Consider the following 24,454-nt stretch of genomic DNA (forward strand, 5'->3'; position numbering starts at 1 on the left):
CCGGCGAACGGCGGCCCTCCCATAACGGGTGCGGCTATACTTATAAAGGGGAGAGTTACGGATGACCAATCTTGCGGGAATGACGGTCGGCTTCATCGGCCTGGGCCTGATGGGCAAGCCCATGGCGCGGAACCTGATGCAGGCCGGGGCCAAACTGGTCGTCAACAACCGCTCACAAGGCGTCATCGAAGAGCTGGCCAAGGAAGGCATGACCCCCGCCGGGACGCCCCGCGACGCGGCGGAGGCATCGGATGCCGTCATCTGCATGCTGTCGGACACCCCGGCGCTGGAAAAGGTGCTGATGGGCGAAGACGGCGTGTTCGCCGCCGCCAACCTTCAGGGCAAGCTGGTCATCGACATGGGCACGTCGAAGCTTTTGGTCACCCGCATGCTGGCGGCCAAGGCCCAGGAGCTGGGCGCGGACTATGTCGACGCGCCCGTATCCGGCGGCACGCTGGGGGCCGAGGCCGGGAATTTGACCATCATGGCCGGAGGCACGGACACTGCCTTTGCCCGTGCCCTGCCGATCCTGCAAGTTCTGGGCGCCAAGATCACCCATGTCGGCCCGACGGGGGCCGGGCAGGTCGCCAAGGCCGCCAACCAGGTGATCGTCGGCCTGAACATCGGCGCCGTGGCGGAGGCCCTGTCCCTGGCCCAGGCGGCCGGGGTCGATCCCGGCAAGGTGCGGGAAGCGCTGGGCGGCGGCTTCGCCGACTCGCGCATTCTCGAGGTCCATGGCCTGCGCATGGTCGAGGGCAGGTTCACGCCCGGGGCGCGTTGTCCGATCCAGCGCAAGGACATGGACCAGGCGATGGAACTGGCCGACCATCTGGGCATCGAATTGCCGGCGACGGCGCTCAGCCGCGATCTGTACGACCGGGTGATCGCCGCCGGCGACGGCGACCTGGACCATGCGGGCCTGATCCGCGCCATCCGCCCCGACTGGCCGGTGAACGAAAAGTAAGGTGCGGCCTAAACCGCGGCGGCGGCGGCCGCCTCGGACCGGACCGCCACCGGCAGGGTGAAGGTCACCGTGGTGCCTTCGCCCACGACGCTGTCGATGCGGATTTCCCCACCCTGCATTTCGACCAGGGACTTCGATATGGACAGGCCGAGCCCCCAGCCTTTCTCCGTGGTGAAGGGATTCTGATTGCGTTTCGCGAAGGGCTCCAGCAGCCGATCGATCAATCGGGCGTCGATCCCAGGACCATTGTCGGCGACGGAAACCGCCACGAAACCATCCGTGACCGTGGCGAAAATCCGCACCTTTCCCGACGGCGGCGTGAACTTGACCGCGTTGACGAGCAGGTTGAGGAAAATCTGCTTCACCGCGCGGGCATCGGCCAACACGGGCGGCAGCCCCTCCGGCACGGCGAGATCGATGCCGATGTTCTTTTGATAGGCCCGGTCCCGCGCCGCATCGGCGCATTCGGCGGCGATATCGTGGATGGCGATCGCTTCCGGGTCGTTCAGGGCGGCCCCGGCCTCGATGGCCGAAATATCGAGAAGATCCTCGACCAGAGACAGAAGATAAGCCGCGCTGGTGTGGATGTCCTTGGCGTACTCCTTGTACTTTCCGGCGCCGGGCGGACCGAAGTACTGTTTGTAGAGAATTTCCGAGAAGCCGATGATCGCGTTCAAGGGCGTGCGCAGTTCATGGCTCATGGTCGCGAGGAACCGAGTTTTGGCCTGGTTCGCGTCCTCGGCCAGGTGCAGGGCGCTTCGCAGGTCCTCCTGAACGGTCTTTTCCTGGGTAATATCGACCATGATGGTGATCAGGGCACGGTCACTCCCCGCGCCCAGCAGGACAGGAATTTTATGGTTCCTGAGATGCTTCAACCCGGCGCTGGGGAAGGTCCGCGTGGCTTCATAAATGCTGATTTCCCCGCTCGCCATGACACTATTGTCTTTGTCGATAATGGCGCGGGCATCGCTTTCCGGGAAGACGTCCCACATCGTCTTGCTGATCAAGGCATCGGGACTTGACCCGACCCAAGCGGCATAGGCCGGATTGACCAGCAGAATCCGGCCGTCCTTGTCCTTGAGGGTCATGGCGTTGGGCGCGTTGTCGATGACGGCCTGCAGGCGCGCCTCGCTCGCGGCCAGCGCCTTGCGGGTGTCGATCCGGTCGTCGATATAGGCGAGGATCATGCCAAGGACCATCGTCGCCGGAGTAAAGGTGACGAGGAAGGGCAGGGCGACCGTCTTCATGACCTTCTCGGCGACGGGGGGCGGCAGTTGGGTGAAAATTGCGACGACGACCAAATGAACCAGCAATCCGAAGGCCAGCAGCGTGAGCCAGTTGAGCGGAACGCGGCCGGACTTGAACGCGGCGCGGAAGCCGATGCCCAGGCAGACGCAGGCGACGACGACGGCAACCCCAACGGGGGCGCCGCCACCGCCCAGGTAAATGCGGTACCCGCCGGCGATGAACGCCGCGATGACGCCGCCGACCGGCCCGCCGAACACACCGGACAGGCTGATGATGACCGATCGCGGATCGAAGATGACGCCCGGCGCGATGGCCACGGGGACTTCCATCCCGATCACGCAGATTGCACCGAACAGCACGCCGGAGAGAATCTTTCCGGTCAGTTCTCCGTTTGGCCATCGTTGCGCGATGAAGGCATAGAGCAGGCAAAGCGACAGCAGCAACGAGGCCGCTTTGGCGAATTCAGCGACCATGATCCGATCAACCTACCCTAAAGAAGCGGAATTATTAACTAGACCAAAGGTTCAGGCTCAATCGCGCCGCTTTTATCTACCGCACGTCGGCGCGACCCAGCAGACGGTTTCGGACGCGGGTAAAGGCTTCTTGTCTTGCCTACCCAAACATATGCCGAACGGGACAAAGCCTCCAGCGGGCGGGAAGGCCACTTTCCCGGCAATTGAACGATAGATCTTTTAATATTTAGCATATTTTTTAATCATTAATAAAAATGTGATTTATTTTTATGCATTCACGACAACAACGAGGCCCCCTCCGCGCATGGCTGAATGTCCCTAAGTGGTTGCTTCAAGATGATAATTCGTCGCAACGCCGGATTGGCACAGGACTTGCTGATTGCATCTGCGAAGGGTGGGCCAAAAGACCCGCCGACGCCTGACACAAACAACAACAACAGTGGCAATCAAGAAAACGACAATGCGTGTGATGCTGGTAACGGATATCCCCGACGCGCTGGAGGCCATCATGGCCCACGCCCAGGGATCAGGTGGCGCGGTGCACGAGATCGTCGCCCTGGCCGCCCCCAATGAAACCCTTGCCGACAAGGCCCGTGACGCGTCTCCCGACGTGATCGTGGTGCATGTCGCCAGGCCCGAGGAATACTCCTTCACCGACCTGCAAAGTCTGAACGAATCAGCGCCCCTGCCGGTCATGTTCCTGGCCGATGACGCGCGGCCGGAAATCATGGCCCAGGCATCCCATGCCGGGGTCAACGCCTACCTGCCTGTGGACGCGGGGCTGAAGGCCTTTCCGACCCTGGCGGAATGGACCCGGGCCCAGTTCCTGACCGTTCGCGAGCTGAAGAAGCGGTTGAAGGAAAAGGAAGACAAGCTTGCCGACCGCATCACCATCGAGCGGGCCAAGGGCATCGTCATGAAGCTCAAGGGGCTGGAAGAAGACACCGCCTATCACGAGATCCGGAAACTGGCCATGAAACGGTCCCAGCCCATGCGCGTCGTCGCGGAACAGATCATCGACACCGAAAGTCTGGTGCTGTGCAAGGGGTGACCGCACGGAATTTTCGTTTTTCTAAGTCCATCTCCTCCCAAGGACGGACTTAGGGAAGGCGGCGGGTCGGTATCGACAGCCACTCTCCTCGGGACCCGCCGCCTTCCTCCCCTCTCATCCGATAAAAATCGAACGCAGGCCGCAGCCTAGGTGATAAGGCCGGCTAGGCGGTGAGGCCGGCGACGTCCCCGGCATCGACCTGGGCCATGGGCTTGGCGATTTTCCACGTCAGGTTGGCCCGGCCGTCCGCCATGACGGCGATCACCGTCTCCACGTCGGGGCAGCCGTCTTCATGGCAGCGCAGTTCGGACACCATCAGGGTCGCCCCGTCGTCCAGGGCGAAGTGCGCCCGGACCAGGTCCTTGATGCGCTGGGCACTGCCGTCGGGCTTGGCCCGCGACAGGCCGAGAATATCATCCATGATCGTGCCTCCCTGTTTCCTGGCGGAAGGCGCCTGACCAACGCGGGGTCAGGACACCACGGGCTCTAAAATACGCATGACGGCGACCGCCCCGGACTCGTCCGTGGCGACCAGGGTCGCCCCGTCGGCGGTCCAGGCCAGGCCCGTGACCGCATGGCCGCTGGCGGGCCGGGCGATCATCGCCGTTTCCTGTTCGATGGCGCCGATCAGCACCGTGCCGTCGGAATAGCCGCCGGCGACCACGTGGTCCGCCGGATGGGCCGCGACCTGACGCACCACGCCGTCGTAGACATAGCCGAATTCCAGGGGCGGCTTGCCCGACGGCCCCTTGCCCGAACAATCCCAGGACGTCACCGTATCGGCCCCCGAGGCCGCCACGTACTGGCCGTCGGCGGTCCAGGTGACGGCGCGGATCTTGGACGGATAGCCCGACATGCGCATGCCCGTCCTGTCCTTCCAGCGCCAGCAGTGCATCTCCTTGTCCTGCATGGCCGTGACGATGAACTGACCGTTCGGCGACCAGGCGACGGCGGTGTGCGACCCATGCCAGTCGAGCCGCACGGGCTTTTGTTTCGCATCGGTCAGCGACCACACACTAACCCCGTCGTAATGGGCAGCCGCGATCCGCGTGCCGTCGGGCGAGAACGTAAGGCCCGCGACGGTCGAGGGATGGTCCGACGCCGAAAACACCACCGCCCCCTCCGCGTCCAGAACGGTCAGCGTCTTGGCCGCCGCGAAGGCGCGCAGTCCCTTGCCCGAATGCACGGCGATCTCACCGACCCAGGGTCCGCCCGTTTCCGCGAGCCTGGTGACCGCCGATCCGCCGAGACGCAGCAATTCGCCCCCGTCCGTGCCGATCAGCACCCCCGCCCCGCCGATATCGGCGGCGGCGGCGATCGGCGTTGCCGATACCTGCGCCACGACCGACGGCTGCGCCCCGTCGAGCACCAGGCCGAGGGCGCGGATCGTGCCGTCGCCATAGCCGATGACGGCGCGGGCTTCGGCCGGCTCGATGACCGTGAAGGTCGGATGGACGCCCACTGCCGGGCTTTCGCTGAGCTTGACCGAGGGCGAGATGATCCGCGCCCCCACGTCCGGATTGCCGGTGCCGGCAAGCCCCAAGGCGGCGGGATCGAACCCGGCGGCGGCCATCATGCCGCCACCGTGCAGCCGTCGAACGCGCTGCGCAGTTCGGCCTCGTCCAGATTGCGGCCGATGAACACCAGACGCGACGACCGCGCGTCGCCGCCCCAGGGCGCGCCCCAGGCACTGTCCATGACCATGTGAACGCCTTGGAAGACGTAACGATTTTCCTGGCCCGACAGGTTGAGGATGCCCTTGGTCCGCAGGACGTCGACGCCGCGTTCCGTGATGAAGCCGCGGATCCAGTTGGAGAACTTCTCGGGCTCGATGGGATTGTCGGTCTTCAGGCTGATGGAAATGATGTTCTCGTCGTGCTCGTGGTCGTCCTCTTCGTCCAGCAGACCCGGCTCGAATTCCAGCACACGGGAAAGGTCGAAGGCCCCGCGGTCGAGCACGTCGGCGATCGGCACCTGGCTTTTCACCGTTTCGATGACCTTGGCCATCCGGTTGAGGCTGCTGATCTTGGCCTTCACGGCGTTCAGCTTGTCGCCGTCGACCAGATCGGTCTTGTTCAGCAGAATGATGTCGGCGAAGGCGACCTGTTCGGCCAGTTCGTGTTCCTCGTCCACGGCATCCAGGAAATGGCAGGCGTCGACCACCGTGACGACGGCGTCGAGCGCGACCTTGGCCTGCACGTCCTCGTCCACGAAGAAGGTCTGCACCACCGGGGCCGGATCGGCCAGGCCCGTGGTTTCGATGATCATGCCGTCGAAATCGTCGGCGCGTTTCATCAGCGTCGAAATGATGCGGATCAGATCGCCGCGCACGGTGCAGCAGATGCAACCGTTGTTCATTTCGAAGATTTCCTCGTCGGCGTCGACGACCAGGTCGTTGTCGATGCCTTCCTCGCCGAATTCGTTGACGATGACGGCGTACTTCTTGCCGTGCTGTTCCGTGAGAATCCGGTTCAGCAGGGTGGTTTTCCCCGCCCCCAGATATCCGGTGATCAGCGTAACGGGCACCTTTGCCTGTTGCATGTGGTCAGCGCTCCCTTGTGCTTGGGCGATCCGCCCGCCCTTGGGCGAATCCCCATTTACGTTTCAGTCTTGGCCGGGGGCGGCGCGTTGTCCCGTCACGCCGCGCCCCGGTCTTGCAGGCTTGGACTTAGAGAAGGGCCTCGACGAGGAAGCCTTCGATATGCTCCAGCGTCAGGAACATGCCGATGCCGGCGACCACGGCACCCGCCAGGCGGGCTTCCATGGCCGTCGATTCCGTGGCCTTCCACACCTTCAGGGCGACCGTGCCGGCCGCGACGGCGATGCCGTACTGCAGAACGCCGAGGCCGATCAGATAGCCGACCAGGACCTGGGCGCCCACGCCCGCTTCCTGGGATGCCATCGCATCGCCGAAGGCGGAGCCGTGAAACAGGCCGAAGGCGGCGAACACGGCAATCGCCGCGACGATGCCGAGCGAGCGGCCCGACAACACCACCGCACCCAGCGCCAGCAGCGACAGGCCGATGACGATTTCCTTGGCCGGCAGGCCGACGCCCAGGCTCATCATCAGACAGCCCGCGAGCATGGCGGCGATGTAGGCGGCGGGGGCCGTGAAGCGGTGGCCGGTATAAAGCGCCGCGACCCCGACCAGCAGCACGAAGAACAGATGGTCGAAACCGAGCAGAGGATGGCCGATGCCGGACAGCACGCCGTGGGCGAACGTGGTCATCGGAGCACCACCGAGCGGATGGTGGGCGAGCGCCGGGTCGGCCGCGAGAACTGCCGCCGTGCCGAGCGCGAGTGCTGGAACCAGGTTCGTGAGTTTGGTGCGGATCATGGGTAGGTACCTCTCTGTACTGATGAATTTTCGTTGCGTGACGGACGGGCTCCGCCGTTGGAGGCCTATTCAGGTTTCCTAGTAGACTTTGTAGGGCAGGAACTTGCCGTTCAGGGTGATGACCACCCGGTCGCCTTTGGGATCGGCCTTGCGGTCGATGTCCATTTCGAAGTCGATGGCCGACATGATGCCGTCGCCGAATTCCTCCTCGATCAGGGCCTTGAACGTGGTGCCGTAGACCTGGATCAGCTCATACAGCCGGTAGATCAGGGGATCGGTCGGGACCGGATTGTCCAGCGAGCCGCGCGACGGCACCATCATCAGTACCGCGATCTCTTCTTCCGACAGGTTCAGGCCCATGGCGTTGGCGGCGGCTTCCGCCTGTTCCTTGGTCATGGACATCTGGCCCAGCAGGGCCGCCGTGGTCCATTCCTTCGACTGGCCGACCTTCGCGGCCACGTCAGCCCACTTGATGCCCTTGATGATCTTGTGGGTGACGATCTTCTCGGTCAGTTCGGCGCGATTCATTGGGAAAGTCTCCTTCGTTGATGACAATTTGTGTCGATGGTGGTTAAGCCTGCGCGCGCAGCACGCCCGTGCCGGTTTCACCGGCTTCGTCGGTGATGACGGTGGGGCGCACGACGGGCGGATGCCGGGGATCGTAATCGGGGGAGGCCAGTTCGTCCTTGAAGCCCACCGAGCGGTTGACCAGGAATTCGATCAGGTGGTTGCGGACGGGATAGTAGTTGGCCTGGGTGTGCATGTTGGCGCGGGTGCGGTCGCGCGGCAGCGAATTTTCGACGATCTCGCAGATCCGCGCGTCGGGCCCGTTGGTCATCAGGATGATCTTGTCGGCGAGCAGGATCGCCTCGTCGATGTCGTGGGTGATCATGAACACGGTCTGCTCGGTCTCGGCGCAGATGCTGAGAAGCTCGTCCTGCAGCGATCCCCGGGTCAGGGCGTCGAGCGCCGAGAACGGTTCGTCCAGCAACATGATCTGCGGCTCGATCGCCATGGCGCGGGCGATGCCGACGCGCTGCTTCATGCCGCCGGACAGTTGTGACGGCTTCTTGTTTTCCGACCCCGTGAGGTGCACCAGGTCGATGAACTTCTGGCAGTGCTTGTAAAGATCCTTCTTGGCCATGCGCGGCCATTTGGACGTCACCGCGAAGGCGATATTGCCCATCACGGTCATCCAGGGCATCAGGGCGTGGCTCTGGAACACCACGGCGCGGTCGAGCGAGGTGCCGGTCACTTCCTGGCCCGACACGATGACGCTGCCGGAACTGGCCGTGGCGAGGCCCGCCAGGATGTTCAGCAACGTCGTCTTGCCGCAGCCGGAATGCCCGATCAGGCAGACGAACTCGCCGGGTTCGACCGAGAACCAGATGTCTTCGAAGACGGTGGTCTCGCCCGATCCGTCCGGGGCCGGGAAGCGCTGCGCCAGGCCTTCGACGCGGATGCGGGGCTGGGAGGAATTGTTCATGCTGTCGGTCATCATCTTGGCTCCGTTATTTCTTTTATTCGGCGTAGGTGACGAGACGCGCCAGGTAGGACAGCATCAGGTCCAGCACCATGCCGATCAGGCCGATGAAGAAGATCGCGGCGATCACGTTGGTGATCGACAGGTTGTTCCATTCGTTCCACACGAAGTAGCCGATGCCCGTGCCGCCCACGAGCATCTCGGCCGCGACGATGACCAGCCAGGCGATGCCGACGGAAATCCGCATGCCGGTCATGATCGTCGGTGCCGCCGCCGGCAGGATCACGCGGAAGGCCGTGCGCAGGTGGCCGACCTCAAGCGTCTTGGCCACGTTCAGCCATTCCTTGCGTACGCTGGCGACGCCGAAGGCGGTGTTGGTCAGCATCGGCCAGACCGAACAGATGAAGATCACGAACACGGAGGAAATGATGGAATCCTTGATCGTGTAGAGGGCGAGCGGCATCCAGGCCAGCGGCGAGACCGGCTTCATGATCTGGATGAACGGATCGAGCGCCCGGTAGAACAGCGGCGACATGCCGATCACGAAGCCGAGCGGAATGGCCACCAGCACGGCGAAGCCGAAGCCGACCAGCACGCGCAGGATGGAATAGCCCAGCTGAATGCCGATGCCCTTGTCGTTGGGACCGACGTCGTAGAAGGGGTTCAGGACGTGCTCCCAAATCTGCTTGCCGACCTCGAGGGGCCCCGGCATCGCCGAGGCCCCCTTGGCCGTAGCCCCCATCAAGGCGGCGTAAGCGGGGTCCATGTCCGCCGCCGATCCCGTGCCGGCGGGCAGTAACAGTTGCCACAGCCCCGCGAAGGCGAAGAACAGCGCGATCGACAGGACAATGGCACGGGATTGCAGTGACATGGACATGGTGGATCCTCTTACGTTCTCTTGATGGCGAAGGACTGGACGTAGTCTTCCGCTTTCGCGGCGTCGAACGTCTTGCCCATGATGTTGTAGGTTTCGTAGGTCGTTTTCGGCGGCGTGCCGTACGGCCCGGTCAGTTTCATCTCGGCCATCAGCTTCTGGGCGTCGGTGGCGAGATAGACCTCTTCGGCGACCTGCTTGTAGTCGACGTCACCCTTGATGTAGCCCCAACGCTTCATCTGCGTCAGGATCCACACCCCCATGGAGTGCCAGGGGAACGGATCGAAATCGATCCGGTCCGGGACCTTCTTCACGTTGCCGAGGCCGTCCGCGTAGGTTCCGACGAGCACCTGTTCCAGAACCGTGACCGGCTGGTTCAGGTAGTTCTTCGGCGAAATCGCCTTGGAGATTTCCTTGCGGTTGGACTTGACCGACGCGAAGTCGGTGGCCTCCATGATGGACTTCCACAACGCCAGGAAGGTGTTGGGGTTGCCCTCGATGAAGGACTTGGAGGCGGCGAAGGCGCAGCAGGGGTGCTTGTCCCAGATGTCCTTCGTCAACTTGTGGATGAAGCCGACGCCGTCATAGACCGCGCGCTGGTTGAACGGATCCGGCGACAGGTAGCCGTCGACGTTTTCCGCCCGCAGGTTGGCGACCATTTCCGGCGGCGGCAGGACGCGTATCTGGATGTCCTTGTCGGGATCCAGCCCGTGTTCGGCCACGTAGTAGCGCAGCAGGAAGTTGTGCATGGAATACTCGAACGGCACGGCGAACTTGAAGCCCTTCCACATCTTCGGGTCGTTCTTGTCCTTGTGCTTGGTCGACAGCACGATGGCCTGGCCGTTGATGTTTTCCACCGCCGGCATGGTCCAGGGCACCTTGGTCGAACCGGCGCCCATGTTGATCGCGAGCGGCATGGGCGTGAGCATGTGCGCCGCGTCGTATTCGCCGGAAAGCGATTTGTCGCGAGACACGGCCCAGCCGGCCGTCTTGATCACGGAAACGTCGAGGCCGTACTTTTTGTAGAAGCCCATGGGATGCGCCATGATGATCGGCGTGGCGCAGGTGATGGGCACGAAACCGACGTTCAGCTTGGTCTTTTCAAGCTTGCCGCCGGCCTGGGCCATTTCCACCGCCATGGCCTTGGCTTCCTCGAGCGGGAACATGGACGCGATGGCGGCATAGGCCGTCCCCGCACCGACCGCCTTGAGGAACGCCCGGCGGTGCATGTCGCCGCCGAACAGTCCCTGCATGACGGCCGATTCCACGGCCCGGGACATGGAGGATTCCAGGTCCGAGGCGTCCGGTTCGGCGTCCAGGTTGGCCATCTCTTGCCGATGGTTCTGCACGGCCCGCATCATGTCGCCCTGGCCGTTCGCTTCGGCGGCCTGACGCATGGACACGCAGGCCGCTTCCTGGCAGGACGGATCGAAGCAGTTGGCCGCGTTGTGGCCAGCGGCCCCGGCGGCCGAGGTGGCCTCCGCCGCGTCTACGTCTTCCGAACATTGGAACCGGGACGCATCCTTACCCTGCGCCGCGGCCATGGCCATGTTGTGCTCGATGATGGATCGGTGTTGCCCGCAGGGACAGCCGTTCCACAAGAGCTTGTCGGGATCAAACGGGTTTGCAAAGGCTCCCATTGATTTACTCCATAAAAAAAACGCCCAAAGCCGGGACCACGCCTGTGATCCGGTCATTGGACGTCCTGGTCCTGTCGGGGGCCGTCATCGTCCCCCTGTATGAGCCCGACGACCTCATCGTCGCCCGTCTCGGTTCTCCAGCGGTCGGGCGTCATCGTCCAACCGCCAAACTGTTGTGCCGCCGTCGCGCCTAGATCGCGCCGGGCGGCGAATTCCTACAGCTGCATGACCTCGGCAGCCTCGACGACCATTTCCGCGACCGCCACCAGGCGCACGCCGCGCTGCATGGCGCGGGTGCGCAGCAGGGTATAGGCCGCGTCCTCGTCCAGGGCGCGCTCGCGCATGATGATGCCCTTGGCGCGTTCGATGACCTTGCGGTCGCGCAGCGCGTTGCGCGCCTCGTCAAGTTCCTCGCGCAGCCCCCGGGTGTTGGAGAAATTGGCCTTGGCCAGGTCGATGGCGGAACGGATGCGGTTGCCGTTGACGCCGACCACGACGCAGGCGTTGACTCCGGCGGCGACGGCCTGGTGGATGGCGTCGGTGGAGCCGTCCTCGGTGATCAGGACGGTCGGGCGGCGCTGTTCCGTCGGCAGGGCGCGCAGCGCGTCGAGCAAATCCTTATCCGGCTCGGTCGCATAGATCATGATGGCGTCGGCGGTGGTTTGGGCGGCGGCTTCGGCGAAGCGGCTCATGTCGGTCAGCACGCCGGTGACGCTGTAGCCCTGCTCGACCAGCAGGCGCTTGGTTGCTTCGGCGCGCGGGCGGTCCCGCTCGACCACGAGAACGCTGGTGCCGACTGGCGTCATCAGACGAATTTGCATGACCGTGGTCGCCCCGTGTTCCAATCCAGGCCGCCGAAGGGTCCGGCGGCGAAAGCTTTAAATCCCGGCATCCGGCCGGCATTTCAGCCCGTCATGGGGCAAATGGCCTCCGTAAGGTCGCCCGTCCTTGGGCGCAGAGGACGCCGGGCGGCATCGCGTTCCGGCATGATTCCTATTTCAAGGCCCGTGCCAACTCGCAAAAACCAGACAATCCATTGATTTAAAAGGGAATATCAGGCCTGGATTCGGTTAGGCCGCCGCAGTTTGTGCTTAATTTTTAAGCGCAATGAAAACGGCAGCGTAAATTTTAGCCATTTTTAGGGACCGGCGGCGGCGACATGCCAGGGACGGCGTCAGATACCCAATTCCTGGGCCGTCAGCAGGCTTTCCGCGACCTCGACCATGCGCTTGCCCTTGGCCCGGGCCATGGCGCGGATGGCGTCATAGGCGGCGGGTTCGGTCATGGCGCGCTTTTCCATGAGCACGGCCTTGGCGCGGTCGATGATCTTGCGTTCGGCCAGCTGGCTTTCCGCGTCGGTCGCCCGCTGTTCCAGCTCGCGGTAGGCCTCGAACCGCGAGATCGCGACGTCGACCACGGGTTGGATGCGGTCGCGGCGCAGGCCGTCGATGATATAGGCGCTGACCCCGGCCCGGATCGCCTGCTTGGTCATTTCCGGGTCGCTTTCATCGACGAACATGGCGATCGGGCGTTTGACCTCGCGCGACACGCGGAACATCTGCTCGACCGTGTCGCGGTTGGGGTTTTCCAGGTCGATCAGGATCACGTCCGGGTCGATGGCGGCGATGCGCGGCACCAGATCCGTCATCTCGCGCAGATGGTGGACCTGGTTGTAGCCCGCGTCCTCCAGCCCCGCCAACAGGACCTCGGCGCGCTCCGCGCTCTCATCAATGACCAGGATCTTCAGGACGGCGCCCGACATCTCTCATCTCCAAACACGCGACGTGTTGGCTGCGGCTTATAATCTGCTCGGATGCGCCCCCAGATGCGGACAGTCTTGTTTCCGTCCTTCATTACCCAAGACGGTAGAATTTGTTCACCCAGCTTTCAAGATGCATTCGCGGTGCCCCTGTGCATATTCTTCGCCGCCGGGCGGACGGCTGCCGACGATGCCCGCCCTAGCTTTCTCCCGCCATAAGCACGTCAGCCAGCAAATCCGGGCAGACCACGAAAGGCGAATGGCCGCAGTCCAGGTCCCAGGTGCGCCGCGCCGGCAGGGCGTCGAGCATGGAATCCTGAAGATCGGCGGTAATAGCGAAATCCTGGCGGCAGGAAATGTAATCGCGCGGCACCCGCCCGAAATTCTCCGGCGTCAGGGCAAGGGCTTGGCGGAAGATCGCCACGGGTTCGGGCCTCAGGCGGGAGAAGACCCAGTCGAGGTCGTCCTCCGGCGCGTCCTGATAGAAGGCGTCCCAGGTCGTCTGACGGTCGACGGCAAGACAGGGCGTGTTTTCGAACAGGACCTTGTCCGCCCGCGCCCGCGTGTCGCCGTCACGGCGCGCCCAGTCGACGATGCTTTCCCCCGGGCCCGGCATGTAGGCCGTGAGATAAACCAGACGAGCGATCAGGTCTGGCACACGCTCGGCAACCTCGGCGATCACCGCCCCGGCCATGGAATGGCCGACCAGGGTGACGGGATCGCCCTGTTGCCGCACGACCCCAGCGACATGGTCGGCATAGAGGGCCAGGGTGAGGTCCGCTGACGGCGTCCGGTCGCTCCCGTGGCCCGGCAGGTCGGGCGCGATGACATCCGCCCCCGGGGCCCGCAGAAGCGGCGTCAGCCGATCCCAGCACCAGGCGCCGTGATAGGCGCCGTGGACCAGGACGAAACGGACGGCCACGGCGGCCCGGCGCCCTAGAGGGCGACCAGGTCGAAGGCGACGCTGATGCGCGTACCTTCGCCGGCGAACGGAATGGTGCGGTGGAAATAGGCCGAGGGGAACAGATACATGACCCCTTCCTCGGGCGGGAACAGTTGCAGGCGCGGCGGATGACGCAGGGTGAACTGCTGCGGGGCCTGGAAGAATTCGATGAAGCCGTTGGTGTCGCCCGGGTCCGTGACCTGGGCCGGCAGCTGCGGATAATAGACGCCGGACAGGAAGCCTGACGGATGGATATGCGGCATCTGGTGGCCGCCGGCGTTCATTTCCACCGCCCAGACGGTCAGCGAATATTCGTCGGACCAACGGGTGAACAGGGGATGGGAACTGCGCCGGTGGCGACGGCGGTAGGCGCGCGCGGCCTCGGCGATCATGTCCTTGAAATGGGTCATCGGGCCCCAGGGATCGCACACCAGGCTGCCCGTGTGGCGGCCCGCGACGGTGGCATGGCTGGGCGGCGACGGGACCAGGGACGGATGGCTCAGGATATGGCGGACCATCGCCTTGTTGAAATCGGCCAGTGACGCGAAGCCGTCCGGCGCCAGGGGCCGGTGGCCCATGATCAAATTGGGCGGGAGGAACGCCTCGGCCTCCGCCGGCTGGCCCATGTCGGTCATTACGATGGCCCGGTAGGCGAGCATTTCCGGATCGCCCGGCACGGCCGCCAGACGGTCGTCACAGACCTTGAGCGCGCGCGCATGGTCGCCGGCCTGGACCAGGGCGTCGATCAGGTTGACCCGCGCGAGGCGGTGGCCAGGCTCGGCGGTCAGTACGGCCTCGTACCCGGCGCGGGCACCGGCGATGTCGCCGGCGTCGAGCTTCAGGGTAGCCACCATTTCATCCAGGTCCGCGGACCTTGCCCCCTTGGCCGCCGCCTGCGCGATGATGTCGGCGGCTTCGTCCTTGCGGCCGTCCTGGATCACCGCCGCCGCCAGCCCGGCCCACACCCCGGCGTCGTCCGGCACGCGCTGCGTCAGAGCGCGGAACGCGGCCTCGGCGCCCGCGTGGTCGCCGCTCTGCATCAACGCCTGGGCATGCTGAAGGGCGAACAGGGGGTTGTCCGGAAACCGCCGCATGCAGTCCGCCAGGAAGGGGATGACCGTTTCGTAATGTTCCGTGCCGAGCCTCGCCTGCGCCAGATTTTCCCAGGCCGGCTGCCAGTCGGGCATGGCCTCACAGGCCGCCGTCAGGTGCCGGATCGCCTCGGACCACTGGTGGCGGCGCAGCTGGAGAGAGCCCAGGTTGTAGTGCACGGGCGGCGAATCGGGCGCCAGATCGAGGGACCGGCGATAGGCCGGGATCGCCACCCGCGACACGCCGAGCCGGTCCGCCGCGTGACCCATCATCGCCCATTGCCCGGCATCGAGCGCCCTTTGCGCGTCGAGGCGGGAGAACAGTTCCAGGGCCAGATCGTCGGCCCCCGCCTGATAGGCCGCCGCCGCGCCCAGGCCCAGGGCGTCGCCATCGGCGCGACCGGTCACGGCGGCCTGATAGGCCGCCTGCGCCGCATCGGCGAGGCGTCCGGCACTGATCAGTTTCTTGATGTCGCCGGCGGCGGCGTCGATGGTCATCCGTTGATACCCGGCTTGCATGTTTCCCGTCTCCCGAAACCTAGCAAACTTCTGCATCCCGCCCTATAGCCGAGGTGGCTCCGCCCGCCCTTGATCCAGGTCACGCACAGGAAACCGCGCATAAGAAAAGGGCCGCCCCCGAAGGCGCGGCCCTTTCCCAAGCAAACGGTAGGCGACGGGATTAGAAGCCCATGCCGCCCATGTCGGGCATGCCGCCACCCGGAGGCATGCCGCCGGCGTCTTTCTTTTCCGGCTTCTCGGCGACCATGGCTTCCGTGGTGATCAGCAGACCGGCGATGGACGCCGCATCCTGCAGAGCCGTACGGACGACCTTGGTCGGGTCGATGATGCCGGCCTTCAGCATATCGACGTACTTGCCGGTCTGGGCGTTGAAGCCCTGGGTCTTGACCTTGCCTTCAAGCAGCTTGCCGGCGACCACGGCGCCGTCGAAACCGGCGTTTTCCGCGATCTGACGGATCGGGGCCTGCAGGGCACGCAGCACGATGTTGATGCCGACCTGCTGGTCGTTGTTTTCCGGGGTCAGCTTCTTCAGGGCGTTGGTCGCGTAAAGCAGGGCGGAACCGCCGCCCGGAACAACACCTTCCTCGACCGCGGCGCGGGTGGCGTGCAGGGCGTCGTCGACGCGGTCACGCTTTTCCTTAACCTCGACCTCGGTGGCGCCGCCCACGTTGATGACGGCCACGCCGCCGGCCAGCTTGGCCAGACGTTCCTGCAGCTTCTCGCGGTCGTAGTCCGAGGTGGTTTCCTCGATCTGCGCCCGGATCTGGTTGCAGCGCGCTTCGATGTCTTTCTTCTTGCCGGCGCCATCGACGACAGTGGTGTCGTCCTTGGTGATGATGACGCGCTTGGCCGTGCCCAGCATTTCCAGGCCGACGTTTTCAAGCTTGATGCCGATGTCTTCGGAAATCACCTGGCCGTTGGTCAGGATGGCGATGTCTTCCAGCATGGCCTTGCGGCGGTCGCCGAAGCCCGGCGCCTTCACGGCGGCGACCTTCAGACCACCGCGCAGCTTGTTGACGACCAGGGTCGCCAGCGCTTCGCCTTCGATGTCTTCGGCGATGATGATCAGCGGACGGGAGGCCTGAACGACGGCTTCCAGAACCGGCAGCAGCGGCTGCAGCGAGGACAGCTTCTTCTCGTGGATGAGAATGAAGGGATTGTCCATGTCGCAGGTCATCTTGTCGGCGTTGGTGATGAAGTACGGCGAGGTGTAACCCCGGTCGAACTGCATGCCTTCGACGACGGTCACGTCCGTGTCCAGGCCCTTGGCTTCCTCGACTTCGATGACGCCTTCGTTGCCGACCTTCTGCATCGCTTCGGCGATCATCTTGCCGATCGCTTCGTCGCCGTTGGCGGAAATGGTGCCGACCTGGGCGATCTCGTCGGAGGTCTTGACCTTCTTGGAGACGGACTTGACGTCGGCCACGACGGCTTCGACGGCCATGTCGACGCCGCGCTTCAGGTCCATCGGGTTCATGCCGGCGGCCACGGCCTTGACGCCTTCGCGGACGATGGCCTGGGCCAGCACGGTGGCGGTGGTGGTGCCGTCGCCGGCTTCGTCATTGGTCCGGGAAGCGACTTCCTTGACCATCTGCGCGCCCATGTTTTCGAACTTGTCGGTCAGCTCGATTTCCTTGGCGACGGTGACGCCGTCCTTGGTGATGCGCGGCGCGCCGAACGCCTTGTCGATAACGACGTTGCGGCCCTTGGGACCGAGGGTCACCTTGACCGCGTTGGCCAGGGTGTCGACACCCTTCAGCATGCGGTCGCGGGCGTCGCTTGAAAACTTAACTTCCTTAGCAGCCATCTTCTCTAATCCTCTTGGTTCGATCTTTTTCGGGTGCCTTGCGGGCGGTCGATCAGCCTTAGCCGATGATGCCCAGCAGGTCTGATTCCTTCATGATGATCAGCTCGTCGCCTTCGATCGTCACTTCGGTGCCCGACCACTTGCCGAACAGGACCTTGTCGCCCTTTTTCACGTCGAGCGGCGTGATCGAGCCGTCTTCGTTGCGGGTGCCGGACCCGACGGCGATGATCTTGCCTTCCATGGGCTTTTCCTTGGCCGTGTCGGGGATGATGATCCCGCCCTTGGTCTTCTCGTCCTGCTCGATGCGCTTGACCAGAACACGGTCATGCAGAGGCCTGAACTTCATTGTCGCTCTCCGTCAAATAATGGAAACATAAGGGTTTTTTTGTGGTTGTTAGCACTCAACCCCAGTGAGTGCCAGCGATGTAGTCCGCTGGGACGCATCTGTCAAGGGAGATCGGGCCGAATCCGTGGAAACCCTGGGCTATTTACCGCTTGCGGGGGGTAACGGGGGCTTCAGCCGGTGCGCGTGAAGATCACGTTGACGTCGGTATCCGCGCGCTGAACGCCGCGGCGCGCCTCGGCGAACCCGGCATCGGCCAAAAGGGCTGGAATTTCCGCGTCGTCCGGGGCGATCTCGATCAGCAGCGACTTGACCCGGCCGCTTTTCAGCAAGCCCATGGCGCCCTTGAGGATCTGCGGCTCGATGCTGTCGACGTCGATCTTGATGTGCTGCGGCGGGGCAAAGCCGTAGCGGTCGATCAGGCTGTCGGCGGACAGCGCGAAGGCGTCCACGGCGATCTCCGCCTTGGCGAAGCCCAGGCGCGACAGGCCGCTGTCGTAAAGCGACGAACCCGAGGTTCCGGCCTCGAACGACGGCATGTAGAACCGCCCGCGCCCGTCCTTGTCGCTGAGCCCCAGGCAATGGGCCTGGACGGCCTCGCCGACGCCGTTCTCGACCACGTTACGGGCCAGGCAGTGAAAGGAAAACGGATTGGGCTCGAACGCCACGGTCGAAATGCCCCGCTTGCCCGCATAGACCGCATAGGGCCCGACGCTGGCGCCGATGTCCCAGAACACCTCGCCGGCCTGAAAGCCGTCGATCCATTCGACCGTTTCCGGTTCGCGGGAGAAGGCGTGGCGGGCGAAATAAAGGGCATCCTTGCCGGGCGTATAAAGGGTGATCGGGCCCTGCGGCGTCGCGACCGGCACCCGGGGCGTCAACGCGTCGGCCAGGCGCGCCTGCGTCGCATAGCGCGGCCAGCGCGACATCGGCGCCGTCAGCCCCCGGACCAGGCCGGCCAGAAATGCGGAATAGGTTTTACTCATGCCGTGCCGTCGCCGGCGCCGTCCTTGCCGAGCACGCGAGCGTAAATGCTTTCCAACTGCCGGACCACGGCTTTCTGGCCATAGGTTTCCAGGCAGTCGCGGCGCAGCTTGGCGCGGTCGAAGGACGCCGCCCGCCCGTGCATGTCGCCGAGCGCCCGGGCCATCGCCCCGTCGTCGCCGGGCGGCACCAGGATACCGCTGTCCGGGGTCAGGATGCCCTCGGGCCCGCCGCAGATGGTGGCGACCACGGGGGCGCCCTGGGACAGGGCCTCGATGACCACGACGCCGAAGGTTTCCACGAAACTGGGCAGCACGACCGCATCGGCGGCGGCCATGGCGCGGCGCACCTCCCCGGCTGGCAGCAGGCCGATGACCTTGACCCGGTCCCCCAGCCCCAGGTCCGCGGCGAGCCGCATGAGCGGCGCGCCGTCGCCCGAACCGACGAAATGCAGTTCCACGTCCGGCCCGCCCGGCGGAAAAGCCCGGGCGAAGGCCCGGATCAGGCCTTCCTGGTTCTTTTCCGCGGAAATGCGCGCGGCGCACAGGAACACGAAAGGCCCGCCCGGCGCCTTCGCCTCGGGCGCCGTCGTCTCGAAGGCCGGCGTCAGGATGTTGGGGACGACGGTTGTCGGGTCGGCCTGGGCCGCGTACTGGTCGAGCAGAATGTCGCGCAGTTGCGGGCTGACCGCGACGCGCGCATCGGCGGCCCCCAACACCCCCGCGATCAGGCGCCTCTGCCACCAGCGGTGCTTGGCTTGTGCGAAGTCGGTGGAATGTTCCGTCAGCACGAAGGGGATGCCGCGGCGCGCGGCCAGGCGTTTGGCCAACACCCCGCCGTACAGCGCCGCATGGGCGTGCAGGATGTCGGGCCGTCCTTCCGCCGCCGCGTAGGCGTCGAACAGACGGGTTCCGGCGGCGGCGAACTTGCAGGCGTCGCGGAACGGCACGCGCGGCAGGCGGTGCAGGGTATCGACCCGCCATACGCGCACCGGCCCATCGTCCTCGGCGCGGATGCGGTCGATCGCCGGCAAGGGGCCGGCCCGATAGTCGCGCAGGCCCCACAGCTTGGGATAGATCAGCCCGACCTTGTGCCCGGCGGCGGCCAACGCCTGGGCCTGATCGCGAAAGAACGAGCCGCCGCCCGCGGACCGCAGGTGCGAATACCAGGAGGGAATCAGAAGGACATGCATGACAGTTCCCCGGCCACCGCTCTGACCGCCTTCAGGGGACGCCGGCCGCGGCTCATTCCGCCGTCGAGGACCCTGCGCCGCCCAGGTCCTCTTCCAGGTCCTCGTCCAGGACCTTGCCGTGGCGGTGGCGGCGGTACAGATAAACGCCGAGCACGCCGGACAGCGCGAACAATCCGGCGGCAAGGGCGATGTTGGCCGTCGGGTCGACCTTGATGCCCGTGCCGATGAGCGCGAAGATCAACGTTTGCGGCACGTAGCCGATGGCCGATCCGGCGAAATAGGGCAGGCCCGGCACGCTGGTCACGCCCGCCGCCAGGTTGGTCAACAGGTTCGAGCCGAACGGCAGAAAGCGGATCAGCAATGTCATGGAAAACGGGTTTTCCGCGAGAAAACCGTCGATGCGCTGGACCTTGCCCGGAAAGCGCCCGGCGATCAGGTCGCGGCCCAGGAAACGGGCGTAATAGAAGCTGACGATGCAGCCGGCCAAAGTCGCCAGCACCGTCAGCGCCGTGCCTTCGGCGATGCCGAACGCATAGCCGCCCAGAAAGGCGATCAACTGGCGCGGCAGGCCGACCGCCGTGCACAGGCCGCCGGCGGCGACGAACACCAGCACACCGGCCATGCCCTTGCCGCGCACGTAGGTGTCGATCCAGGTTTCATCGAGATGAGCGTCCAGGCCGGTCACCCGGATCAAAATCACGACCGCGATCAGCGACAACAGCAGGGTGCCGCCGCGCAAGGCGAGCTTCATGCTCATCGCGCCGCGCCGTCCGCTCCGCCCCGGGCCGGGGTTTCCTCGACGACCTGGGGTTTGGAGCCCCGGCGCTGCAACCACATGACGCCGAACAAATCGACGATGCCGACCCACAGGCGGTTCCACACCCCGTATTTGGAGGTCCCCCGTTCGCGCGGGCGGTGATTGACCGGCACGGACATCACGCGCCCGCCCAGACGGAGCATCAGGGCCGGCATGAAACGATGCATGTGGTCGAACCGGGGAAAATCGAGGAACGCCTGGCGGGGAAAGACCTTGAGGCCGCAGCCCGTATCGGGCGTGTCGTCCTGCAACAGGCCGGAACGGATGCCGTTGGCGATGCGCGACGACAAACGCCGGATATAGGTGTCGCGCCGTTTGGCGCGGAGCCCGGCGATCATCAGCCTCTCGCCGCCGCCTTCTTCATTGTACTTGGCGACCAGGGCCGGGATATCCGCGGGATCGTTCTGGCCGTCGCCGTCGAGGGTCGCGATCAGGGGCGCCCTGGCGTTGCGCACGCCGGTCCAGATGGCCGCGCTCTGGCCGCAGCAGGCGACATGGCGAAGCACGCGAAGCTCCGGCACCTTGCCCGCGAGGTCCTTGAGCATGTCCAGGGTCGCGTCGGTGCTGCCGTCGTCCACGTAGATGATTTCATAAGCGATGCCATCACCCAGGGCCGCCCGGATCTCGCCGATCAGCGGGGCCAGATTCTCGGTCTCGTTGTGCACGGGCACGACCACGGCCAGGGCCAGTGCAGCGGTGTCTGAAGAGATGCCGGTCATGAGGGAACTTCGCGCTTTTCCATCGTCGCGGCGCCACCCGCCCAAAGGGCGGCGCGGCACGCGCGACCGCTTATTGCACCCGTGCCGTCAAAGGTCAAATATCTTGCATTCCGCGGCAAGCCCCGCCATGGCTGACTTGCGGGGGCCGGACGGCGCCCGTGGCGACCACTTCAATCCCGAGGAGCCCCCCGATGACCCTTGGCCCGACCGGCGACGCGCCGGAAACCCTTCCCATCCTGCACCGCGAAACGGTCCAGCCCGATTGGGTCGACTATAACGGTCACATGAACCTGGCCTATTACGTGCTGGTGTTCGACCATGCGACCGACGCCCTGCAGGATGTCGTCGGGCTGGGCGCGACCTACCGCAAGGCGACCGGCGGGTCGGTCTTCGTGGTCGAGGCGCATTTGATCTACGACAACGAGGTCCACCTGGGCGAGGAAATGCGGGTGCGCCCGCGCGTGCTGGACGTCGACGAAAAACGTCTGCATCTGTTTCATGAGATGTTCGCCGGGGACGATGACCGGCTGGCCGCGACCAACGAGTTGATGATCCTGCACGTCGATCTGAAAAGCCGCCGCGCGGCGCCGTTTCCGCCCCCCGTCCTGGCGCATCTGGAACGCCTGAAGGCGGCCCATGGAATCCTGCCCAAACCCGCCCAGGCCGGCCGCCATATCGTTATGAAGAAAAAGGTATGAATCCTCTGCGCGGGTTATGTTAGAAAATAGCCTTAATAATTCCCCGGCGCCCAATGACCGGCACTTAAGTGATTCTTGGAAGGTGAGAACGGCGACCCAAAAACCTTAAAAGGAAGGCAGGCCCGTTTGTCCGACAAAACTGAACTTCGGAGCAGCCCCAGCGCCTATGCCAAATCGGCGCTCCAGATGATGGAGAAAAAGGGGATTCCGCCGAAACCAAACAACTTCGCTGTTTGGTATCGGTATTTCTCGGGCGCATACCCGGAATTGGCGCGGACCCTGGACGTGATCCTGGAAGCCGGACTGCCCTTCACCGAAGAGCGCAACGCGGAAATCTACGACCGCTTCCTGGGCGTGACCCTGGACGAGGATTTCCTGAACGACGCGACTCTGCGCGTCGAAACCGAACTCAAGAAACTGATGTCCTACCTGGAAGAGGCCGGCACCGACGCCCAGGCCTACGGCGACACCCTGTCCGTGGTGTCGGGCGAGCTGGCGCGGGACGACGGCCGCAAGGACATCCGAGGCATTCTCGAGCAGGTGATTGCCGCGACCCGCACCATGGAGGAACGCAACCAGGTCCTCGAAACACGGCTGAAGGAATCCGCGGGCGAAATCCGCAGCCTCAAGGAAGACGTCGAATCCCTGCGCCACGAGGCCATGACCGACGCGTTGACCGGCGTCGCCAACCGCAAGCTGTTCGACGAGGAAATCCGTATCGGCGCCGCCGAAGCCATGGACCGTGGGGAGCCCCTGACCCTGCTGATGATCGACATCGATCACTTCAAGAATTTCAACGACACCCACGGCCACCAGGTCGGCGATCAGGTGCTGCGGTTCGTTGCCCGCATCTTGAAAAGCTGCGTGCGCGGCGAGGATCTGACCGCGCGCTACGGCGGCGAGGAATTTTCCATCGTCCTGCCCAATACGACGCTGAAGAACGGCGCCAAGGTCGGCGAGCATGTCTGCACCCAGGTCTCGAAAAAAGCCGTCATCAACCGCGCCACGGGCAAGAGCCTGGGCACCATCACGGTATCCGTGGGGGCGGCGGAATTCCAGCCGGGGGAAAGCGTGGAAAGCCTGATCGAGCGCGCCGACGAAGCGTTGTATCTGGCCAAGCACAACGGCCGCAACCGGGTTGAAATGGGGCTCACCACATCCCCGGGCGGACGCGGCACGCGCCAGGCCCACCCCTGACCCACCCCGGGAATCCTCCGATGCCCCGGCCGAAAGACCGGGCGCGGCGTCGAAATATGCCTGCGGCTGTCGTAAAACCGTTTCTTGACAAATCCCCCCGGAGAGGGCCATCAGGCCCAGGTAGAGCCCGCGGCCCCGGTGTGGACAGCCTCCGCACGGGCCCAAGATGCGGGAACGAACAGCCAGGCGGGGCACCAGGCAGATGGTCCCTTTGACCGACCGCATTCTCGACCATTTTCCCGACCCGACGGTTTTGTTGGACGGTCGGCGGTCGGTTATCTACGCCAACGGCGCCGCGCGCGAACTTTTGGACATCACCCGCGTCGGCCAGGACTTGGCGATGTCGCTGCGCCACCCCCGGGTGCTGGGCGCCGTCGATCAGGTGCTCGGCCGGGACGAGACCCGCACGGTCGAAGTGATCCTGCCGGGGAATACCACCCGCAATTTCGAGATGTTCGTCTCCGGGGTGCCGCCGGCCCCGGACACGAAAGGGGTCGGCGCGGTACTGGTCCTGCGCGACCTGACGACCGCGCGGCGCGCCGAACAGATGCGCGCCGATTTCGTCGCCAATGCGTCGCACGAACTGCGCTCGCCGCTGGCGGCCCTGCTCGGCTTCATCGAGACCCTGGAAGGCCCCGCCGGCAGCGACGAGGACACCCGCGTGCGGTTTCTCGGCATCATGCTGCGCGAGGCCAAACGCATGGCCCTTTTGATCGACGACCTGCTGTCCCTGTCCAGGGTCGAAATCAACGAACATGTCCGGCCCACCGCCCCCGTCGACATCGCCGGCGTGCTGTTGAACGTGACCGAGGCGTTGAGCGTCCAGGCCAAGGCCGCCAACGTGCCGATCCGCGTCAATTACGGCAGCAACCTGCCGACGGTCCATGGCGAGGCCGACCAATTGTTCCAGGTGTTCCGCAACCTGATCGAGAACGCCATCCGCTACGGCGCCAAGGGCGAGGCCATCGACGTCCGGGTCGAAGCGGCCCAGCGGATTCCCGGATCGGGGCGTTCAGGTATCGCCATCAAGGTCACGGACCACGGCGAGGGCATTCCCGAGGACGCGATCCCGCGCCTGACGGAACGTTTCTACCGGGTCGACAAGGCGCGTTCCAAAAGCGTCGGCGGCACGGGCCTGGGGCTTGCCATCGTCAAACACATCGTCAACCGCCACCGCGGCCACTTGGCCGTGGAAAGCACCCTGGGCAAGGGATCGACCTTCACGGTCTATCTGCCGGCGGAAACGCCCCGCCAGGGCCTGCTGCCCGGCGACGGCGGGGCTGTAGCCATGCCGTCCTCGGATGTGTCATAAATC

At 64.8% G+C, this 24,454-nt stretch carries 24 protein-coding genes; 5 read left to right on the forward strand and 19 right to left on the reverse strand.

Features of this window, described 5'->3' with window-relative positions:
- Positions 1-61: 61 nt before the first annotated feature.
- Positions 62-964, forward strand: coding sequence for an NAD(P)-dependent oxidoreductase (locus tag RJ527_05510; protein WND77201.1), 903 nt, complete (start codon positions 62-64; stop codon positions 962-964).
- Between the two features lie 8 nt (positions 965-972).
- On the opposite strand, the gene RJ527_05515 is transcribed toward RJ527_05510, so the two are convergent.
- Complete coding sequence (locus RJ527_05515) at positions 973-2,685, reverse strand: ATP-binding protein (protein WND77202.1); 1,713 nt, start codon at positions 2,683-2,685, stop codon at positions 973-975.
- Between the two features lie 460 nt (positions 2,686-3,145).
- Here RJ527_05515 and RJ527_05520 point away from each other — a divergent pair, with 460 nt between their 5' ends.
- The gene (locus tag RJ527_05520; protein ID WND77203.1) at positions 3,146-3,736 is read left to right on the forward strand and encodes an ANTAR domain-containing protein; all 591 of its coding nucleotides are present in this window, start codon (positions 3,146-3,148) and stop codon (positions 3,734-3,736) included.
- A 163-nt stretch (positions 3,737-3,899) separates the two neighbouring features.
- Here RJ527_05520 and RJ527_05525 read toward each other — a convergent pair whose 3' ends face one another.
- From RJ527_05525 to RJ527_05610, 18 genes are all read right to left on the reverse strand, one after another.
- Positions 3,900-4,157, reverse strand: a complete 258-nt coding sequence (locus tag RJ527_05525; GenBank protein ID WND77204.1) for a hypothetical protein — start codon at positions 4,155-4,157, stop codon at positions 3,900-3,902.
- A 48-nt stretch (positions 4,158-4,205) separates the two neighbouring features.
- The gene (locus RJ527_05530) at positions 4,206-5,312 is read right to left on the reverse strand and encodes a WD40 repeat domain-containing protein (GenBank protein WND77205.1); all 1,107 of its coding nucleotides are present in this window, start codon (positions 5,310-5,312) and stop codon (positions 4,206-4,208) included.
- Entirely contained in the window at positions 5,309-6,277 is a 969-nt protein-coding gene (locus tag RJ527_05535; protein WND77206.1) for a GTP-binding protein, read from the reverse strand. The genes RJ527_05530 and RJ527_05535 overlap by 4 nt, the downstream gene beginning before the upstream one ends.
- 127 nt (positions 6,278-6,404) lie before the next feature.
- Positions 6,405-7,073: a HupE/UreJ family protein gene (locus tag RJ527_05540; GenBank protein ID WND77207.1), complete on the reverse strand. Its 669-nt coding sequence runs from the start codon at positions 7,071-7,073 to the stop codon at positions 6,405-6,407.
- Between the two features lie 78 nt (positions 7,074-7,151).
- Complete coding sequence (gene cynS, locus RJ527_05545; protein ID WND77208.1) at positions 7,152-7,601, reverse strand: cyanase; 450 nt, start codon at positions 7,599-7,601, stop codon at positions 7,152-7,154.
- Between the two features lie 43 nt (positions 7,602-7,644).
- Positions 7,645-8,574 (reverse strand): ABC transporter ATP-binding protein, encoded by a 930-nt coding sequence (locus tag RJ527_05550; protein WND77209.1) that lies wholly within the window; start codon positions 8,572-8,574, stop codon positions 7,645-7,647.
- Positions 8,575-8,593: 19 nt separating this feature from the next.
- Positions 8,594-9,433, reverse strand: a complete 840-nt coding sequence (gene ntrB / locus RJ527_05555; protein ID WND77210.1) for a nitrate ABC transporter permease — start codon at positions 9,431-9,433, stop codon at positions 8,594-8,596.
- 11 nt (positions 9,434-9,444) lie between these two features.
- Complete coding sequence (locus RJ527_05560; GenBank protein WND77211.1) at positions 9,445-11,070, reverse strand: CmpA/NrtA family ABC transporter substrate-binding protein; 1,626 nt, start codon at positions 11,068-11,070, stop codon at positions 9,445-9,447.
- Positions 11,071-11,285: 215 nt separating this feature from the next.
- The gene (locus RJ527_05565; protein ID WND77212.1) at positions 11,286-11,891 is read right to left on the reverse strand and encodes an ANTAR domain-containing protein; all 606 of its coding nucleotides are present in this window, start codon (positions 11,889-11,891) and stop codon (positions 11,286-11,288) included.
- Between the two features lie 353 nt (positions 11,892-12,244).
- A complete protein-coding gene (locus RJ527_05570; protein WND77213.1) occupies positions 12,245-12,832 on the reverse strand; it encodes an ANTAR domain-containing protein in 588 nt (195 codons plus the stop codon).
- A 196-nt stretch (positions 12,833-13,028) separates the two neighbouring features.
- Positions 13,029-13,751, reverse strand: coding sequence for an alpha/beta fold hydrolase (locus RJ527_05575; GenBank protein ID WND77214.1), 723 nt, complete (start codon positions 13,749-13,751; stop codon positions 13,029-13,031).
- 14 nt (positions 13,752-13,765) lie between these two features.
- Positions 13,766-15,361, reverse strand: a complete 1,596-nt coding sequence (locus RJ527_05580; protein WND77215.1) for a tetratricopeptide repeat protein — start codon at positions 15,359-15,361, stop codon at positions 13,766-13,768.
- Positions 15,362-15,542: 181 nt separating this feature from the next.
- Positions 15,543-17,189 (reverse strand): chaperonin GroEL, encoded by a 1,647-nt coding sequence (groL, locus tag RJ527_05585; protein ID WND77216.1) that lies wholly within the window; start codon positions 17,187-17,189, stop codon positions 15,543-15,545.
- Positions 17,190-17,247: 58 nt separating this feature from the next.
- A complete protein-coding gene (gene groES / locus RJ527_05590; protein WND77217.1) occupies positions 17,248-17,535 on the reverse strand; it encodes a co-chaperone GroES in 288 nt (95 codons plus the stop codon).
- A 170-nt stretch (positions 17,536-17,705) separates the two neighbouring features.
- Complete coding sequence (locus RJ527_05595; protein ID WND77218.1) at positions 17,706-18,518, reverse strand: FkbM family methyltransferase; 813 nt, start codon at positions 18,516-18,518, stop codon at positions 17,706-17,708.
- Positions 18,515-19,708 (reverse strand): glycosyltransferase, encoded by a 1,194-nt coding sequence (locus RJ527_05600; protein ID WND77219.1) that lies wholly within the window; start codon positions 19,706-19,708, stop codon positions 18,515-18,517. Before RJ527_05600 ends, RJ527_05595 begins: the two co-directional genes overlap by 4 nt.
- Before the next feature lie 52 nt (positions 19,709-19,760).
- Positions 19,761-20,465 (reverse strand): VTT domain-containing protein, encoded by a 705-nt coding sequence (locus RJ527_05605; GenBank protein WND77220.1) that lies wholly within the window; start codon positions 20,463-20,465, stop codon positions 19,761-19,763.
- Positions 20,462-21,244, reverse strand: a complete 783-nt coding sequence (locus RJ527_05610; GenBank protein ID WND77221.1) for a glycosyltransferase family 2 protein — start codon at positions 21,242-21,244, stop codon at positions 20,462-20,464. The genes RJ527_05605 and RJ527_05610 overlap by 4 nt, the downstream gene beginning before the upstream one ends.
- Positions 21,245-21,435: 191 nt before the next feature.
- Between RJ527_05610 and RJ527_05615 the strand changes: the two genes are divergently transcribed.
- From RJ527_05615 to RJ527_05625, 3 genes are all read left to right on the forward strand, one after another.
- Positions 21,436-21,942: a thioesterase family protein gene (locus RJ527_05615; protein WND77222.1), complete on the forward strand. Its 507-nt coding sequence runs from the start codon at positions 21,436-21,438 to the stop codon at positions 21,940-21,942.
- Between the two features lie 126 nt (positions 21,943-22,068).
- Positions 22,069-23,139: a GGDEF domain-containing protein gene (locus tag RJ527_05620; protein ID WND77223.1), complete on the forward strand. Its 1,071-nt coding sequence runs from the start codon at positions 22,069-22,071 to the stop codon at positions 23,137-23,139.
- Positions 23,140-23,341: 202 nt separating this feature from the next.
- Entirely contained in the window at positions 23,342-24,451 is a 1,110-nt protein-coding gene (locus RJ527_05625; GenBank protein ID WND77224.1) for an ATP-binding protein, read from the forward strand.
- The last annotated feature ends 3 nt before the right edge of the window (positions 24,452-24,454 follow it).

The organism is Thalassospiraceae bacterium LMO-SO8 (genome assembly GCA_031655335.1).
Lineage (GTDB): Bacteria > Pseudomonadota > Alphaproteobacteria > Rhodospirillales > Casp-alpha2 > UBA1479.

Excerpts from the sequence above, each read along its gene's own strand:
- RJ527_05510 (WND77201.1), top strand. The coding sequence starts at position 62 with ATGACCAATCTTGCGGGAATGACGGTCGGCTTCATCGGCCTGGGCCTG.
- groL (WND77216.1), bottom strand. The coding sequence starts at position 17,189 with ATGGCTGCTAAGGAAGTTAAGTTTTCAAGCGACGCCCGCGACCGCATG.
- RJ527_05515 (WND77202.1), bottom strand. The coding sequence starts at position 2,685 with ATGGTCGCTGAATTCGCCAAAGCGGCCTCGTTGCTGCTGTCGCTTTGC.
- RJ527_05615 (WND77222.1), top strand. The coding sequence starts at position 21,436 with ATGACCCTTGGCCCGACCGGCGACGCGCCGGAAACCCTTCCCATCCTG.
- RJ527_05570 (WND77213.1), bottom strand. The coding sequence starts at position 12,832 with ATGTCGGGCGCCGTCCTGAAGATCCTGGTCATTGATGAGAGCGCGGAG.
- RJ527_05605 (WND77220.1), bottom strand. The coding sequence starts at position 20,465 with ATGAGCATGAAGCTCGCCTTGCGCGGCGGCACCCTGCTGTTGTCGCTG.
- RJ527_05580 (WND77215.1), bottom strand. The coding sequence starts at position 15,361 with ATGACCATCGACGCCGCCGCCGGCGACATCAAGAAACTGATCAGTGCC.
- RJ527_05540 (WND77207.1), bottom strand. The coding sequence starts at position 7,073 with ATGATCCGCACCAAACTCACGAACCTGGTTCCAGCACTCGCGCTCGGC.
- RJ527_05560 (WND77211.1), bottom strand. The coding sequence starts at position 11,070 with ATGGGAGCCTTTGCAAACCCGTTTGATCCCGACAAGCTCTTGTGGAAC.
- RJ527_05565 (WND77212.1), bottom strand. The coding sequence starts at position 11,891 with ATGCAAATTCGTCTGATGACGCCAGTCGGCACCAGCGTTCTCGTGGTC.
- groES (WND77217.1), bottom strand. The coding sequence starts at position 17,535 with ATGAAGTTCAGGCCTCTGCATGACCGTGTTCTGGTCAAGCGCATCGAG.
- ntrB (WND77210.1), bottom strand. The coding sequence starts at position 9,433 with ATGTCCATGTCACTGCAATCCCGTGCCATTGTCCTGTCGATCGCGCTG.
- RJ527_05610 (WND77221.1), bottom strand. The coding sequence starts at position 21,244 with ATGACCGGCATCTCTTCAGACACCGCTGCACTGGCCCTGGCCGTGGTC.
- RJ527_05595 (WND77218.1), bottom strand. The coding sequence starts at position 18,518 with ATGAGTAAAACCTATTCCGCATTTCTGGCCGGCCTGGTCCGGGGGCTG.
- RJ527_05535 (WND77206.1), bottom strand. The coding sequence starts at position 6,277 with ATGCAACAGGCAAAGGTGCCCGTTACGCTGATCACCGGATATCTGGGG.
- RJ527_05600 (WND77219.1), bottom strand. The coding sequence starts at position 19,708 with ATGCATGTCCTTCTGATTCCCTCCTGGTATTCGCACCTGCGGTCCGCG.
- RJ527_05550 (WND77209.1), bottom strand. The coding sequence starts at position 8,574 with ATGATGACCGACAGCATGAACAATTCCTCCCAGCCCCGCATCCGCGTC.
- RJ527_05530 (WND77205.1), bottom strand. The coding sequence starts at position 5,312 with ATGATGGCCGCCGCCGGGTTCGATCCCGCCGCCTTGGGGCTTGCCGGC.
- RJ527_05520 (WND77203.1), top strand. The coding sequence starts at position 3,146 with ATGCGTGTGATGCTGGTAACGGATATCCCCGACGCGCTGGAGGCCATC.
- cynS (WND77208.1), bottom strand. The coding sequence starts at position 7,601 with ATGAATCGCGCCGAACTGACCGAGAAGATCGTCACCCACAAGATCATC.
- RJ527_05625 (WND77224.1), top strand. The coding sequence starts at position 23,342 with ATGGTCCCTTTGACCGACCGCATTCTCGACCATTTTCCCGACCCGACG.
- RJ527_05525 (WND77204.1), bottom strand. The coding sequence starts at position 4,157 with ATGGATGATATTCTCGGCCTGTCGCGGGCCAAGCCCGACGGCAGTGCC.